Source organism: Microseira wollei NIES-4236, from assembly GCF_020521235.1.
Lineage (GTDB): Bacteria > Cyanobacteriota > Cyanobacteriia > Cyanobacteriales > Aerosakkonemataceae > Microseira > Microseira wollei.
The window spans coordinates 1-15,510 of sequence record NZ_BLAY01000107.1 but is presented as its reverse complement, the minus strand read 5'-3'; the positions used below and the strand labels follow the sequence as shown (position 1 = coordinate 15,510).

Sequence of the window (15,510 nt, the reverse complement as noted above, 5' to 3'; positions counted from 1 at the left end):
TGGATGCCAAAAGACGGTAAATCGGTAGAGATAGCGTATAATAAGGAAAAGTAGGCGGGATAGCCATGAGGTGAAACTATGGCACATGCATGTTGTGGCCCTGGTTATGCTTCCCCGGAAGCAGCAATGAAAGCAGATAGAGAGAAACTGCTGTATACTATTGCCCTTTATACCGGGACGGGAATTGAAGCACCTGACTATTTAGCAACTGTTGATGTCGCTCCAGAATCTCCTACCTACTCGCAAGTAATTCATCGTCTACCGATGCCCTATATTGGCGACGAATTGCACCATTTTGGTTGGAATGCTTGCAGCTCTTGTCACGGAGATTCAACCAAATATCGTCGTTTTTTAGTCATTCCAGCAATTCGTTCGAGCCGCATCTATATTGTGGATACGGCTGAAGCAAAAGCACCTAAAATTCATAAAGTAATCGAACCAGAAGAAATTAAAGCCAAAACCAATCTCACCGCTCCCCACACCGTTCACTGTCTGGCGAACAGTCAAGTGATGATATCGATGTTGGGAGACGGGGAAGGTAACAGTCCCGGTGGGTTTTTGCTATTAGATGAAAACTTCGATATTATCGGTCGTTGGGAAAACTTTAACGATCCCATGAAGTTTAATTATGACTTCTGGTATCAGCCGCGTCACAACATCATGGTCAGCAGCGAATGGGGCGCACCTAAAACCTTTTATCCTGGCTTTGACCTCAAGGATGTTGCGGCTGGAAATTACGGTCGCCAACTTTATTTTTGGGATTGGCAGAAACACGATATTATTCAAAGTATTGACTTGGGTGAAGAAGGCTTAATTCCTTTAGAAGTTCGCTTTCACCACAATCCAGACAGCACGCATGGATATGTGGGAGCGGCACTGAGCAGCAATATTTGGCACTGGCACAAAAATAACGGACATTGGCAAGTTACTAAGGCAGTTGATGTGCCTTCAGTTGAATTGTCGGGTTGGTCAAATCCCGTGCCTTCACTGATTACGGATTTGTTGATTTCTTTGGATGACCGCTATCTTTATTTTTCTAATTGGCTGCACGGCGATATTCGCCAATACGATATTAGCGACCCTGTTAATCCTAAATTGACCGGGCAAGTTTGGTGTGGGGGACTGTTAGATAAAAGCGGTGAAGTCAAAGGTAAAAAATTGGTTGGCGGGCCGCAAATGTTGCAGTTGAGTTTGGATGGCAAGCGACTGTATGTGACTAATTCGCTGTTTAGTACTTGGGATAATCAGTTTTATCCAGACTTGGCGAAAAAGGGTTCTTATCTGTTGCAAATTGACTGCGATCGCAACCAGGGCGGACTTTCTATAAATCCAGACTTTTACGTTGATTTTGGTGATGAACCCAATGGGCCGTCTCGCGCTCACGAAATGCGCTATCCAGGAGGCGATTGTACTTCGGATATTTGGGTTTAATAAATAACGTAAGTTGCTAGTTACCTTTTTAGGGTTGCTAATAGCTAATGGCTAATAGCTAATGGCTAATGGTAGCTCCGGAAAATATTCCCATGATCAATTAGCAAGCTGGCGATTAGCAATTTTTAAACCCATGATAGTTATAACTAGCAACTTTGTTTAAATATGATAAAAACCCATCGCATTGAATTAATCAATCGCTCCCAATTCACAATAGAAGTACCCGAAGATAGATACATTTTGGATGCAGTGGAAAAAGCCGGACTGCGCTTACCTGTAGGCTGTCGCTACGGTGCTTGTATTACTTGTGCCGCTAAATTAATTCGGGGGAAAGTAGACCAAACCTCAGCAATTTGTCTTAAAGAAGAACAAATTGCAATGGGCTATGTACTGTTGTGCGTTGCTTATCCCCTTTCGGATTGTCAGTTTGAAGTGGGGACAGAATGTCAGGATGCACTTTATGTTAATCCCTTTAAAGGTTCGGGTTAGTTAATTGAGGCGGCAGCCTCTATGACTGGCGTTTCCAGGTAGAACCTGGGAACGAGAGATAGCCCGCGTAGGATGGCTCTCGTTTGTATAGTCCCACCCTTAAGGGTGAGGGTGAAAAAAGCAGATTCGCTATTAGTCATCCTCAGATGGCGGTGTCCCAACAACTTGACAGATTAACCGTGGATTAATTTTAGGTTAAAACTAAGTTAAATAGAAGCAATCGGGTGTCTGGCGAGCGCAAATCTACGACCGATTTTGTTATGTCTATAGAAAAAAATTGCTTTTTTAGCCTAGCTGTGCCAGACTATGGTGCAATAAAAAATACGATATTCCTACCAAGTTGCCGGAGATTATATTGTAAGTGCTAGTTTAAGGGTGAAAGAATTGCGGATTTAGGTTGCTTGCACAGGGCAAAAGCGAAATGCAGCATGGATAGGATAAAGCGGTAAAGCTTCGCTCTTTACAGACAGAAAGAAGAAGGTTAGCTAAGAAAATGACTAAGGTACGCAAGTCGTTAAATTCAGCCATGATATTTTTACTAAGATATCGCCGTTACATCCAGGCTGGAGTGATACTTTGTGTATGTCCAGCTTAGGTTTATTAGTAGCTGGTATCGCTCACGAAATCAACAACCAGGTTAATTTTATACACGGGAATCTGCAATACGCCAATCAATACGCTGGGGATTTGTTGGAGTTAGTAGATCTATAGGAAAAATACCATCCCAATCGCGATCCAGAAGTTTTTAAATATAGGGAATCGATTGATTTTGAATTTATCCGCGAAGACCTGAACATAGGAACAATTGCCCTTATTTGAGTACAATCACGGACTGCTCAACCAGGTATTTATGAATATCATCGTCAAGGGAATTGATGCAATTGAAAGCGACTGGGAGTGGCGGAAATATCAGAATACAGAAGAAAAAATATATCTGATTACAATCCGCACAGAATATGCAAAATCATCACATATAACCGGGGGAATTGCTGACAACGGTAATGGGATGACAGAGCAGGTAAAAAATAAGTTATTTGACGCTTTTTTTACCACAAAGCCTGTAGGAAAAGGCACCGGATTGGGACTATCTATCAGCTATCAAATTGTGGTGGATAAACATCAGGGTTTGTTGTGGTGTGAGTCAGCACCGGGACAAGGAACGGAATTTTTCATTCAGATTCCCGTCCGTCACCCAATTTGATCCTAGAGCGATCGCGCCAGTTTTATTGACAAATTTGCCATTTTATTGTATTGCAACAAATGAACGGGGAAAATCTGTGAACTTTATTAAAAAATTACAAAAATCCGATCAAGATACAGTAGTTTAAAAATCAACAGATAATATCCGGTTGAGAAACTTATGCCGATAGCTGACAGTATCACAGAGTTAGTGGGACGCACGCCTCTAGTGAGGTTAAAGAAAATTCCCCAATCAGAGGGAGCATTGGCTCAAATTGTAGTCAAGCTGGAAGGGATGAACCCAGCTGCTTCGGTAAAAGACCGGATTGGGGTGAGCATGGTGGAAGCAGCAGAAGCAGAGGGTTTAATCGAACCGGGAAAAACGGTTTTGGTGGAACCAACTTCTGGTAACACGGGGATTGCTTTAGCGATGGTAGCTGCTGCGAAAGGATACCGCCTGATTCTGACAATGCCGGATACGATGAGCAAGGAACGACGCGCCATGCTCAAAGCTTATGGTGCCGAACTGGAACTAACGCCTGGATCGGAAGGGATGAAACGAGCGATCGCACGTGCGGAAGAAATTGTCGCCGCGACACCCAATGCTTATATGTTGCAGCAATTCCGCAACCCTGCTAACCCAAAAGTGCATCGGGAAACGACCGCGCTTGAAATTTGGGAAGATACCAACGGCGAGGTAGATATTTTAATTGCCGGAGTGGGAACGGGGGGGACAATTACAGGAGTAGCGGAAGCGATCAAGCAGCGCAAACCGGAATTTAAGGCGATCGCAGTAGAACCCGCCAACAGTCCGGTGCTATCGGGTGGCGCTCCAGGTTCTCATAAAATTCAAGGGATTGGTGCTGGATTTGTCCCAGCAGTTTACCGAAAGGAATTGATTGATGAAGTGATTGCGGTGAGCGATGAGAATGCGATCGCTTACAGTCGTCGTTTAGCCAAAGAAGAAGGATTGCTATCTGGTATTTCTGCGGGTGCTGCACTTTATGCTGCGATTGGTGTCGCCAAACGACCGGAAAATGCAGGTCGCTTGATCGTGATGATACAACCTAGTTTTGGCGAACGCTATCTCAGCACCTCATTGTTTAAAGAAGCCGAGGATGAGTGGTTGGATAAATTGTAGGTAATGGCGTTCCCAGGCGACCGCCTGGGTCACGAGGGTAATGGTTAATTGGTAGTAGGGGTGGGTTTTACGATAAATATTTGCTAGCAGCGCAACAAATTAATAAACCCGCCCCTCCCTGATGCAACCGATTGTCTAGGACATGATATTAGCCATTACCAATTACCTATTCAATATAAACCTATGAATTTAAAAATTTGCGATCGCTAAGTCAATTCTCTTACTCCACCAAGCTGCGATCGCATCTACATACATCTTTTCTCGCTTAGCTATCTTTTTCGAGTACTGTTGTGCCAATTTCACGTGGATAGTCGCTTCCTTCCAACCAATCGCATTTTCTAATAAAAGATAATATGCCGCCGCATAAGCGTGAGCAATAGCACAAGTCGGATCTGCCGCTATTGCTTCTAATATTGCTGTTTCTGCATCTTTACCATAGGAAAGCGATTGGTCAATCCAGCGATTTATTGCTGCGATCGCTTCCTGTGAATCCGTTGTCACTGCTAACATCTGCAATTCCTCCATGCCACCTTAACTCAGGTCGCTCCCAGCGCTCTGAGTTCGAGTAAAACTCATATCTACGGTATTTAGGTCGGAATACCGTATTTAATAAATGAAGTATGACATACCCGGCTTTATCCTGCAAGATCAAAACCGCTATTTCGGTTATGTACGGTAATTCGAGCGGAAAACAAAACTTTTTATTAAAAGTCTTGCTTTATCGATTCGGATGGGGAGCATGTCAACTTTGTAGCCGACACCCGCCCATGGTGTCGCTACACAAACAAAGCCTGCCAGAGCAGGCTTTAAAAGCTTTAGCCCGCGAAGGCGGGCTTCGTTTGTATAGCCGCACCCTTTAGGGTGTCGGCGTAAATTTACAAACCTGACATGCTCCCATTCGGATGTGCCAAAATCCTAAATTATTCACATTAAGTACGTTATTCCTACCGATGTAAAGTAGATTAAGCCGATAGACACTGATAGACGGGCAGAATGCCCATCCCACAAGAGGTATTTTTTCTTGTGGGGTAGGCGACACGAGCAGCCGGGGAATTTGCTCTGGGGTAAGAGAACAGCGGATTAATTAGAATTAGGAGACATAACGTGATGTTGTACCAACAAATCGACGAAAAATTAGACGAAAAACGCAATTGGGCGTTGCGGCGACAGTTAGGCATTCCTAACAACAAGAAGTTGTGGGTTTTAGCTTGCATGGATGAAAGATTACCCGTAGAGAAAGCATTGGGAATTGGGGAAGGGGATGCTCATATTTTCCGCAATGCTGGGGGATTAGTAACAGATGATGCGATTAGGTCTGCGATGCTGAAAACGCAGTTTTTTGGCACAAAAGAAATCATCGTACTCAACCATACCGAGTGCGGCATGATGACGGCTTCGGGAGATTTTCTCAGCCAGGTTTTGCAAGATAGAGGTATTGATGTTGATGCGGTTGAAATTGACCCCGCTTTGCCAGAATTGAAGTTACCCAAAGGTGTTTTTTCTACCTGGATTAAGACATTTACTGATGTGGACGACATTTGCTTAAAACAAGTAGAATTGCTGCGGAACTCTGCATTAATTCCCCAGGAAGTCGCGATTCACGGCTACATTTGGGAAGTGGAAACGCAAAGTTTGCGCCGTCCCTACGAACGCCTGAGCGAAAAGGTAAATACAGCTTTAGCAATGGGCGCAAAAACTACACAACGTGTTAAAGTTTTGACATAAGTTGAGCTGGACATCCGCTTGCCAGTAGCAGGTGGTTGGCTCCTTTTTCTACCTGCTACTTCTTTTTTTGATAAGCGATCGCTGTTATTAACGACGCGGTTTTACGAGCAACAATTTTCGCCGAACCCGATTGAAGATGGGTGAGAGGTGGGGATGTTTTTTGAGCGAATTGAACGAGAGTTAACAGCAGGTGAACCTTGGGGAGAAGAATCTTTTAACCAAGTTGAACCAAGTTGGGAGATCCGAGATTTCTGGGAAATAGAGAGCAGACAAACTCGCCATTGTAGCCGTAGATTTGGGAGGGATCGCTACCAAAAGCTGCCGAGTATGTTGTTAAAACTTCTGCTTTTACAGCGGATTGCTCTCTGAGTGAAGTACAGGCTTTAGGCTTGGTTTGTCTAGCGGCAGCCTTAAGGCTGCCGCTAGACAAACCAAGCCCTACCTCATACGGCTGCAATCAGTTATAAAACATCAAATCAAAGGAGAAAATACTATGGCTGCTGGCATTCAAATTATCCAAAAACGAATCAGGATCAGAATTCCGAAACACTATCACCAGGAACCTGTAATTTCTCGCCTGGTATCTAACTATAACCTGACGGTGAACATCACTGCGGCTGTTTTGGGAGCGAATGCCAATGGAGATGGTTGGTTTGACTTAGATTTACAGGGAACTAATCCCGAAATTGAGAGTGCTATGACTTATCTATCCGAGTTGGATTTGGAAATTTGGAATGATGTTCACGCAAGTATTTGGTGAAAGGGTTAACAATCGCGATTGGCATTAATTAACCCCAAATTTGATAACAATTCTGTTTTTTTCCGTTGTCCAGTTCTCCTCTACTATCCTCTCCTCGTTGAGAGGGTTTTTTTTTCAGGACTTACGCACGACGAGGCGAGAAACGAGGGCATCACCAAAGTTTCTTTTTCGCTCTCTCCCAACCAAATCAACGATTTTTCAGAGAAACTTTGGTGTTTGCGTAAGTCCTGTTTTTGTTGATTTGGTAAAAGAAAGAAACCCGGTTTTTTCAAAAAACCGGGTTTCTTGTGCCGCTGGCTAATTAAAATATATTTCGATAGAGGTGAAAAAATATAATTAAATACGCTTGCTTGCGCCCAAAATTAACTACTAACGTAAGTTGCTAATTGCTAACTGCTAATTGAAGAACACTAAGTTATTATGAGCTTCAGTAATATACTATTTTCCTTGCCATTAGCCATTAGCCATTAGCCCCACATTCGAGATAACTAGCAACTTGAGTTACTAACATTACTCCGCAACAAATTAGCAACAACTGTGACCAACTCTTCTGGTTCTATTGGTTTGGCTACGTGGGTTTGAAAGCCAGCTTCTAAGGCGCGAATGCGGTCTTCGCTGCGCGCGTAGGCGGTTAAGGCAACAGCTGGAAGCGTTGCGATTTTATCTGCAAGATTGCGGACTTTACGGATAAGGTTGTAGCCATCTTCATTTGGCATCCCGATATCGCTGAGGAGTAGATCTGGTTGAAATGATGGGAGAACTTCAAGTGCAGAAGCAACTGAAGCAACGGCACAAGTTGTTGCCCCATATTGTTCTAAGGTAAAAACTAGAAATTCCTGGGTGTCGGGTTCGTCATCGACGACTAAAACTCGTTTCCCCGCTAAGGGAAATTCTTCCTTGTCTTCCTTGTCTTCCTTGTCTCCTTTTTCCCGCTTATCCTCTTTCCTCTCCAACAGGGGAAGTTGTACGGTGAAAGTTGCGCCTTGTCCTTCCCCTGGACTTTCGACGCTAACAGTTCCACCGTGGAGTTCTACTAGGTGTCGCACAATGGCTAATCCCAATCCTAACCCGCCATATTGCCTGGTAATCGATGCATCTGCTTGACGAAAGGTTTCAAATACATAAGGTAGAAAGTCACCAGAAATGCCTTTCCCTGTGTCTTTGATTGTAATTTGGGCGTAATTGGTAATTGGTAATTGTTTAGTTTGATTAACGCTTACTGTTGACAGTTCTATTTCTACTTTTCCGCCTGCTGGGGTGAATTTGATGGCGTTATATAGAAGATTCCAAACGATTTGCTGTAAGCGACTGGCATCTCCATTGACTATAAATTTGGTATTGGGAAGTTTGCTCAATCCCCAATCGCCAGTTCCTAGTTTCTTTTCCCCGTTAATTAAAAATTGCAAATCGATGGATTTTGCTTCTGCTGCTAGACGTAAAGTATCAATAGATGCGGCAATTGCCGTAACCAAGCTGGTGGGTTGAGGTTGTAAGGTTAATTTACCGCGAATAATCCGGGAAATATCTAATAAATCTTCAATTAACTGCGTTTGTAACTTGGCGTTGCGTTCGATTGTTTCTATCGCCTTCGTTACGGTGTTTTGGTCGAATTTACGGGTTCGCAATAGTTTTGCCCAACCCAGGATAGCATTAAGCGGACTACGCAATTCGTGGGACAACATTGCCAAAAAATCATCTTTGATCCGGTTCGCCTGTTCTAGTTTTTCTGTTTGTTGTCGCAGTTGCGCTTCGCTTGCTTCTAGTGCTTGCTGGGAAAGTTTATATTGCGTAATATCCCGACTTATGCTAAGCAAAGATTGCACCGATCCATCGGTGGCAAACTCTGGTACGATCCGCACGTCAAAGTAACGAATTCCATCGGGTGAAGGATACTCAAATTCAAAAAAGCTTTCTTCTTTAGTGGCGATCGCATCCCCCAATCTTGCCAACAAGGGAACGTAAATTTCTTCGGGAAACCCCAATTCGGCAGGTGTTTTGCCTGCGATCGCTTCATTTGCCATCTTTATCGCCCGTTCTATTGCGGGATTCACGTATAAATGCCGCAACTTTGTATCAAATCTCGCAATCAGATCGGGGGAGTTTTCCGCTAAGGCTCTAAACTCTTGCTCGCGACGGTGCAGTTCGGCTTCTGCCCGTTCGCGGGCGCGGCGTTCTTCGGCTTCGCGCAATGCTCGCAATACTGAAGGCACTAACCGCGCCAAGCGCTGCTTCAAAACATAGTCAGTGGCTCCTTGTTTAAGCGTTTCAATTGCTACTTCTTCCCCCAAAGTGGCGGTAACAAAAATAAACGGGATATGCGGACAAATATTTTGGGCGATTCCCAAGGCGGTGATGCCATCAAATCCGGGTAAGGCATAATCTGCCAAAATTAAGTCAAACCCGCCTTGTTCTAGGGATGAAACAAATTCGAGGCGGGTTTTCACTTGTATTAACTCGCAGTCAATCCCGCGTTCAGTTAAAGTGGCGCGGATTAGTTCTGCATCGAGGGGACTATCTTCTAATAAGAGAAACCGTAGTTGAGACATCACCGTATTCCTTAAACTGACTGGTTATTGCGTGGAGAAGGCATGGAACCAGGAGGAGGTTCGTTTATTATTGCCCAAAATAACCCTAAATTTTTGATTACATCGACAAATTCGTGGAAATCGATCGGCTTGACTACATAAGCATTCGTACCTAATTCATAGCAGCGGGCTAAGTCTCGTTCTTCGCGAGAAGAGGTTAGCACCACAACTGGAATCACTCTTAAATTTGGGTCAGATTTGAGTCTTCCCAAAACTTCAAATCCATCGACTTTTGGTAATTTAAGATCGAGCATGACCACGACTGGGTTACCTTCTCGCCGCAGGCGAAATACGCCGCGTCGATATATGTAATCCAATGCTTCTTCACCATCTCGCACCACAACAACTTCATTGCCTAAGTTATTTTCAGCTAGGGAGGTCAGGATGAGTTCGATATCGTTTAAGCTATCTTCAACCAGCAGGATGCGCTTGAGTTCCATCGACGTTTAGGGAAGAGTTAGGACTGAACATTTAGGAGTTAAGAGTTAGGAGTTAGGAGTAAAGAGTCTATCGTCAAGTAGAAACGAATAAGACAAAATCCGGTTTGATTATCCCTAGCCCGCGTAGGCGGGCTTAGTTTGTGTAGCCCCACCCTTAAGGGTGGCGGCCCAGGGATAAATCAATTCATTTGTACCGACATCGGGTTTGATTCTTCCCAGCCCGCGCAGGATGGCTCTCGTTCGTGTAGCCCCACCCTTAAGGGTGGGGGCTGAGGGATAAATCAATCGTTTGTACCGACTCAAGAGCCAAAAAAGCTCCCTAGTCCACAATCCCCAGTCCCTTTTCTGGTTGTGCTTCCGGGTTTAAAGGCAAGGAAAAATAGAAGGTTGCACTTTTGTCAAGTTCGCCTTCTGCCCAAACCCGTCCGCCGTGACGGTGTATAATGCGCTGGACGTTTGCCAGTCCTACCCCGGTGCCTTCAAACATGGGGTCGCTGTGCAGGCGTTGAAAAACGCCAAACAGCTTGTGGACGTAGCGCATATCAAAGCCAACGCCATTATCTCGCACAAAGAATACCACTTCTGCATCGCTGCTGGTGCTGCCGACGGTAATTTCTGTTATAGGGCGAGTTCGGGAGTATTTGAGCGCGTTTTCTAGCAGGTTGCGGATAACTAGCCGCAACATCGAGGAATCGCCTTTTACTTGCGGTAAAGGTTCGATTTGCCAGTTAATTTGCCGGTTTTTGGTTTCTGATTCTAGGTCGTGCTGTACCTCCCGTAATAATAAGTTCATGTCAATCGTGCTGTAGCGCATCTCGGCGCGTCCCATGCGGGAAAATGCTAACAAATCGTCGATTAATTGACCGGCTTGTTTGGTAGCTTCGACGATGACTTCGATGTAATGGCGACTGGTGTCGTCTAATGCGGTTTTTTCCAGGCGTTTTCGCAGTAAATCGACAAATCCGGTGATGTGGCGCAAGGGGGCGCGCAAATCGTGGGAAACTGAGTAGGAGCCGATAGATAGTTGTCATTAACATATTTAAATGTGTTAATATGTTTCTATAATAAAGACTTACCTGGTTCAAATACCAGACTTTCAAGCTAATAATAGAATCATCAAAAATGCTGCTGAGCAAAAAGATTCGCCTGAAAATTACCTGCACTGACCAACTTTCCTTGGAGTTTATGCAAGCTAAGTGTAGAGGCTTGTACAACTGGTGGATTGGTAAGTTACGCAACGGCGAACAGTGGCAACTTTATGCAGCCAAAAAAAGCTTGCACTCTAGCAAAGAACATGACAAAGAATTGAATCAAGTTTATGGCAAGCTATTAGCAGAGGTCTATTTCAGAATCGACAAAGCAATGCAAGCTTTTTACCGACGAGTCAAAAGTGGTGAAACACCAGGCTTTCCCAGATTTCGACCCAGACACGCTTTTTTCACTCTCTGTTATCCGGCAAGTTACTTGAAAATTCACAACAATCAGATAACTCTACCCACAGGAGGAAAAGGCAAAAACAAACAGTTTCCCAATATCCAAGCTATCCTCACAGAAAAACCCCCAGATAAATTTAAAGAAGTGGCGGTTTCGCGAGACAGTCGAGGCAACTATTATTGTTCTTTTGTCTTTGAAGCAGCAGGCAAGACTGGCAAAGAGTTACAAGGGACGGTAGCAATGGATTTAGGGGTAAAAACCTTAGCAGTCGGCGTTAGCTCCACTGGCAGAAACTATCAAATAGGAGGATTTAAAGGCCATGCCTGGTTCAATAAACAGTTAGACAAGATTCGTGCCAAACGTGCCAAATGTCAGAAAGGTTCAATCCGGTATCGTTACCTGAGTAACATTTACAAAAAAGTCGCCCAAAAACGGCGAAACAAACAACTTGACTCATTGCATAAAGCTACTAGCTCGCATCGCCTACAAACTGGCTGAAAGTGCTGTAGTAATTGGCGACCTATCTCAAAGACAGATGGCAATGAAGTCAGAAAATAAATGGTTAAATAGGGCAGTATTCAATGATTGGGGTTTGTATCAGTTTGTGGAAATGCTGCAATACAAGTGCCAGTTAGCTGGGAAACAATTTCATACAATTAGCGAACGAGATACCAGCAAAACTTGTCATCGTTGCGGACACACTCAAGATATGCCCCTGCATCAAAGAACTTACCGTTGCCCTGGTTGCAGTTTAAAAATGGACAGGGATGAAAACTCTGCCCGAAATATATTACTGCGGTACCTTGCTCGGCTAGAGCCACACAAACTGCTATCAGTTTGCGGTGTACTTGGGGTGACTCAAGCAATCGACACGTTTAAACACGTTTAGAAAGGCAGAAGGATTCTAATTCTTTGTTGGTGGCTTCGAGTTGGGCGGTGCGCTGTTTGACTCGTTCTTCGAGGGTTTCGTTGAGTTGGCGCAGTTGGGATTCAATTTGTTTGCGATCGCTTATATCTAAAGTAAACGCCATCAATTCTTCCCCCGACTCCCCAAACGCCGCGCACCCCATCAATACGGGAACGCGAGTGCCATTTTTGCGGATATACTCTTTTTCATAATAAGAGGATGTCCCCTTAGCCCTAGCTTCGGCAATAGCAGCGAAATCTAACGGTAAATACTCCGGCGGCGTAAGTTCGAACCACCGCACTTTACCTGCACAGAAATCTTCGCGGGTATAGCCAATAATCTTTAAATAAGCGTCGTTTGCTTCTGTCAGGTTGCCATGCTCATCGCCAGCAGAAATGCCAATTAAATCTGATTCTACAAATAGTTGCAGCCGTTCTTCGCTTCTCTTAATCGAAAATTCGGCTTCTTTGCGTTCTGTGATGTCTACGGACACCCCGATTATACGAGTGGGTTTGCCTGTTTCATCTGCTATTACTTTGCCCTTTGCTAACACCCACCGCCAATCTCGCTCGGGGGTTTCCCTAATCCGATGTTCTACCTCAAAAGCGCCTTTATTGGCAATAGCTGATTCGTTGGCTTGATGTACTTTTTCCCTTTCATCGGGATGTATCCAACTAAGCGCTTCGCTATATGAGATGACTTGCAGCTTTGCCGGATCGTTTGCTTTAGTTGTGAATATTAAGCGGGAGCATGTCAAATCCCGTTCCCAACATACAGTATTTGTTGCCTCTAGGGCTATCTTTAAGCGTGTTTCGCTTTCTTGTAATTCTGCTTGTATCTGTTTCTGTTGGGAAATGTCGAGAACGAAGCAAACGCTTAAGCCATCTTTTTCTCTTCCCGGCATCAGAGCGATCGCCAGTATTATGGGTATGCGGCGACCATCTTTACTAATGTATTCTTTTTCAAACGGAGTGCAAAGCCCCGCCGTTTGCAGTTCTTTAATTTTTTCTCGATCGAGTGCTTGATATTCCGGTGGAGTCATGCTATCCCAACGGAGAATACCCGCTTGCAAATCCGCTCGCGTATAACCGAACATTTCTAGAAAAGCATCGTTAGCTTCGCTTATTTTACCGCTAAAATTGCCGAAGTAAATGCCTACAATATTCGATTCAAAAATCCGTCTAAACTTGGCTTCGCTTTCTTGCAGTGCGGCTGAGGCAGATTTGCGCTCGCTTAAATCTACAATAAACGCAACATGTTCGTCGGGTTCGCCATCGATCCGAGTACCGCTAACTAAAACTGGAACCCGCGAACCGTCTTTGCGAAACAGTTCTTTTTCCACAGAATTAAACTCACCAGTTTGTGCGAGTTCAGCAATTGCTTGGAAATTGATTTCGCTATATTCTGGGGGCGTCAAGGTGCGCCAGTTCAAACCTGGGGAAAACATTTCCTCGCGGGTATAACCCAGCATTTCCAGAAAGGCGTTATTTGCTTCAAACATTTCTCCCGTTGAACTGGCGAAAGCAATGCCAATTTGCGCAGTTTCCACCATCCGCTGCAAGCGTTCTTGACTTTGGCGCAATTGTTCCTGGGTGCGCTTTTGGTCATCGATATCAGTACAAACACCGAACCACTTTTTAATCTTGCCGTCTCGATCCCGCAGGGGGATACTGCGACCTTTAAACCAGCGATAAACGCCGTCAGCGCGGCGGAAGCGGTACTCTATTTCCAAAACTTGTCCGGTTTTGATCGATTCCATCCACTGCAACCGACTGGGTTCGGCGTCGTCGGGATGGAGTGCGCCCATCCAACCAAATCCTTCTGCCGATCCGGGCGGCATTCCGGTATATTCGTAAAACCGGGGACTCGTGTAATCGTTCCAACCGTCGGGTAGGTTGGTAAAAAGAATTTCCGGTACGTTTTCTGCCAGGATGCTGTAGCGGGCTTCGCTTTCCCGCACTGCTGCTTCGGCGCGAAAGCGCTTGCCATCGAGTTGGTTGAGAAACGCGGCATTTCGCCAAATTAAAGCTATATAGATCGCGCACATCAATACTGCCAACAACGATATCCCAAACGCGGGATCGTAGTAATTTGCTTGTTGTCCTTGCAAGATTATCCAGCCCAAAATTAGGGGTAGTGCGATCGCGCTTGGTATCATGCGACGAGCAACTATTCCCCCATTCAAATCGCTAACGATCGTTTTCATTAACCCCCGTTGGGGACGAGCAAATAACACCCCCACACCCAGCACTAGAAATGTTACTGCCGTATGCAATGCCATTGAGGTACTGTAAGCGCTCAACTGGTAAAAAACTTCCACTTTATAGGCATAGCCAACGATCGCTTGTAACGCGATTAAAATCGCCACTAAGCTCAACCCTTGAGCTAGCAAAATCAAATTATCTTTTTGCCCACTTTCGCTTTCGCCTTTATGCAATAGCCAAAGCGCCCCACCCACGAGGGAAAAGTTGATTGCAGTGTTTAATCCCATCCGCCCTGGTTGCAACGTTGCTGGAGATAGGGGCGAGTCGCGAAACAGCAGTTCGTCAATCCCCAAATTCCACCCAAAGAGGTATTGACTGAGGGTGAGTATTGCGAGGGTGGCGGATGCGATCGCGCAAATTTGAGCAACAAGCACCCAGTAACGCCGTAGTGTTTTCTTTTGGGGCCTTGGTACAATTTGCGGAGATTCTCCGCGTCTCCCCATCCCCGCGTCGCCGCCTCCTCTTCCGGTCAGCCACAAGGACACCCCAGCTAAGATAAAACAAACGGCTGTATTGGCTTTCATCGTCGCCGCACCTGGAAATACGCTCTTGAGGATAGCTATGTCTAACCCCCACCCAACCAGGACGAGACAGGCAATAAAGATAGCAAAGGCACTTGTCGCTGCTGAAATTTGTTTACTTGTGGCGAAATTAGGCATCTTTTGCCATCCCACCGAGAACTGCTTTATTTTTATTTACTGTAATCGAAAGTCACTTCTTTTCTCTTGATTTTGCCAAAAAATCATTAAAACCTGGTAAATCCTACCTTAAAGCGGTTGGCAACTCTAACAAACCTTCCCTGAGATAGATTTACAGGAGAGAGGGAACCGAACAAGAAACCCGATTTTTTAGAAAAACCGGGTTTCTCAAACTTGAAATATGTCAGGAAATACATTTCCTGCTTTCGGGGCACGGCGTTCTACAATCTTTGGTAAAAATCAAAAGTTATTGCACGCCGTGCCCCTACGGGGGCGGGTTTATTTACGGGTTTCTCAAACTTGAAATATGTCAGGAAATACATTTACAGATTTCGGGGCACGGCGTTCTACAATCTTTGGTAAAAATCAAAAGTTATTGCACGCCGTGCCCCTACGGGGGCGGGTTTATTTACGGGTTTCTCAAACTTGAAATATGTCAGGAAATACATTTACAGAT

General features: G+C 44.9%; 14 protein-coding genes and 1 pseudogene. 10 read left to right on the top strand and 5 right to left on the bottom strand.

The window, feature by feature from the left end:
* Positions 1–78 precede the first annotated feature (78 nt).
* The 4 genes from MiSe_RS29975 to cysK all read left to right on the top strand — a co-directional run bounded on the left by MiSe_RS29975 (position 79) and on the right by cysK (position 4,240).
* A complete protein-coding gene (locus MiSe_RS29975; protein WP_226587261.1) occupies positions 79–1,431 on the top strand; it encodes a selenium-binding family protein in 1,353 nt (450 codons plus the stop codon).
* Positions 1,432–1,596: 165 nt separating this feature from the next.
* Entirely contained in the window at positions 1,597–1,920 is a 324-nt protein-coding gene (locus MiSe_RS29970; RefSeq protein ID WP_373872904.1) for a 2Fe-2S iron-sulfur cluster-binding protein, read from the top strand.
* Between the two features lie 805 nt (positions 1,921–2,725).
* Positions 2,726–3,121, top strand: a complete 396-nt coding sequence (locus MiSe_RS29965) for a sensor histidine kinase (protein WP_226587260.1) — start codon at positions 2,726–2,728, stop codon at positions 3,119–3,121.
* 159 nt (positions 3,122–3,280) lie between these two features.
* Positions 3,281–4,240 carry a cysteine synthase A gene (cysK, locus tag MiSe_RS29960; protein ID WP_226587259.1) on the top strand — a complete coding sequence of 320 codons (960 nt, stop codon included), beginning with the start codon at positions 3,281–3,283 and terminating at the stop codon, positions 4,238–4,240.
* 189 nt (positions 4,241–4,429) lie between these two features.
* Here the strand turns inward: cysK and MiSe_RS29955 are convergent, their stop codons facing one another.
* Complete coding sequence (locus MiSe_RS29955; RefSeq protein WP_226587258.1) at positions 4,430–4,750, bottom strand: hypothetical protein; 321 nt, start codon at positions 4,748–4,750, stop codon at positions 4,430–4,432.
* Positions 4,751–5,347: 597 nt separating this feature from the next.
* Here MiSe_RS29955 and MiSe_RS29950 point away from each other — a divergent pair.
* The 3 genes from MiSe_RS29950 to MiSe_RS29940 all read left to right on the top strand — a co-directional run bounded on the left by MiSe_RS29950 (position 5,348) and on the right by MiSe_RS29940 (position 6,725).
* Complete coding sequence (locus MiSe_RS29950) at positions 5,348–5,965, top strand: beta-class carbonic anhydrase (protein WP_226587281.1); 618 nt, start codon at positions 5,348–5,350, stop codon at positions 5,963–5,965.
* A 153-nt stretch (positions 5,966–6,118) separates the two neighbouring features.
* The gene (locus MiSe_RS29945) at positions 6,119–6,334 is read left to right on the top strand and encodes a hypothetical protein (RefSeq protein ID WP_226587257.1); all 216 of its coding nucleotides are present in this window, start codon (positions 6,119–6,121) and stop codon (positions 6,332–6,334) included.
* Positions 6,335–6,458: 124 nt separating this feature from the next.
* On the top strand, positions 6,459–6,725 hold the full coding sequence (locus MiSe_RS29940) for an NIL domain-containing protein (RefSeq protein ID WP_226587256.1): 267 nt from the start codon (positions 6,459–6,461) through the stop codon (positions 6,723–6,725).
* Between the two features lie 488 nt (positions 6,726–7,213).
* On the opposite strand, the gene MiSe_RS29935 is transcribed toward MiSe_RS29940, so the two are convergent.
* The 3 genes from MiSe_RS29935 to MiSe_RS29925 form a co-directional block, all read right to left on the bottom strand.
* Complete coding sequence (locus MiSe_RS29935; protein WP_226587255.1) at positions 7,214–9,271, bottom strand: hybrid sensor histidine kinase/response regulator; 2,058 nt, start codon at positions 9,269–9,271, stop codon at positions 7,214–7,216.
* A gap of 11 nt (positions 9,272–9,282) precedes the next feature.
* Complete coding sequence (locus MiSe_RS29930; RefSeq protein ID WP_226587254.1) at positions 9,283–9,750, bottom strand: response regulator; 468 nt, start codon at positions 9,748–9,750, stop codon at positions 9,283–9,285.
* Positions 9,751–10,069: 319 nt separating this feature from the next.
* Complete coding sequence (locus MiSe_RS29925) at positions 10,070–10,768, bottom strand: sensor histidine kinase (protein WP_264196727.1); 699 nt, start codon at positions 10,766–10,768, stop codon at positions 10,070–10,072.
* A 104-nt stretch (positions 10,769–10,872) separates the two neighbouring features.
* Between MiSe_RS29925 and MiSe_RS29920 the strand changes: the two are divergent.
* Positions 10,873–12,073: pseudogene (locus tag MiSe_RS29920) on the top strand (RNA-guided endonuclease InsQ/TnpB family protein).
* On the opposite strand, the gene MiSe_RS29910 reads toward MiSe_RS29920, so the two are convergent.
* Positions 12,060–15,014: a PAS domain S-box protein gene (locus MiSe_RS29910; protein ID WP_226587250.1), complete on the bottom strand. Its 2,955-nt coding sequence runs from the start codon at positions 15,012–15,014 to the stop codon at positions 12,060–12,062. The pseudogene MiSe_RS29920 and the gene MiSe_RS29910 sit on opposite strands and share 14 nt — an antisense overlap.
* A gap of 220 nt (positions 15,015–15,234) precedes the next feature.
* On the opposite strand from MiSe_RS29910, the gene MiSe_RS51280 reads away from it, so the two are divergent.
* Both MiSe_RS51280 and MiSe_RS51275 read left to right on the top strand, forming a co-directional pair.
* A complete protein-coding gene (locus MiSe_RS51280) occupies positions 15,235–15,357 on the top strand; it encodes a hypothetical protein (protein ID WP_264196726.1) in 123 nt (40 codons plus the stop codon).
* A 3-nt stretch (positions 15,358–15,360) separates the two neighbouring features.
* Positions 15,361–15,483: a hypothetical protein gene (locus MiSe_RS51275; RefSeq protein ID WP_264196725.1), complete on the top strand. Its 123-nt coding sequence runs from the start codon at positions 15,361–15,363 to the stop codon at positions 15,481–15,483.
* Positions 15,484–15,510 lie beyond the last annotated feature (27 nt).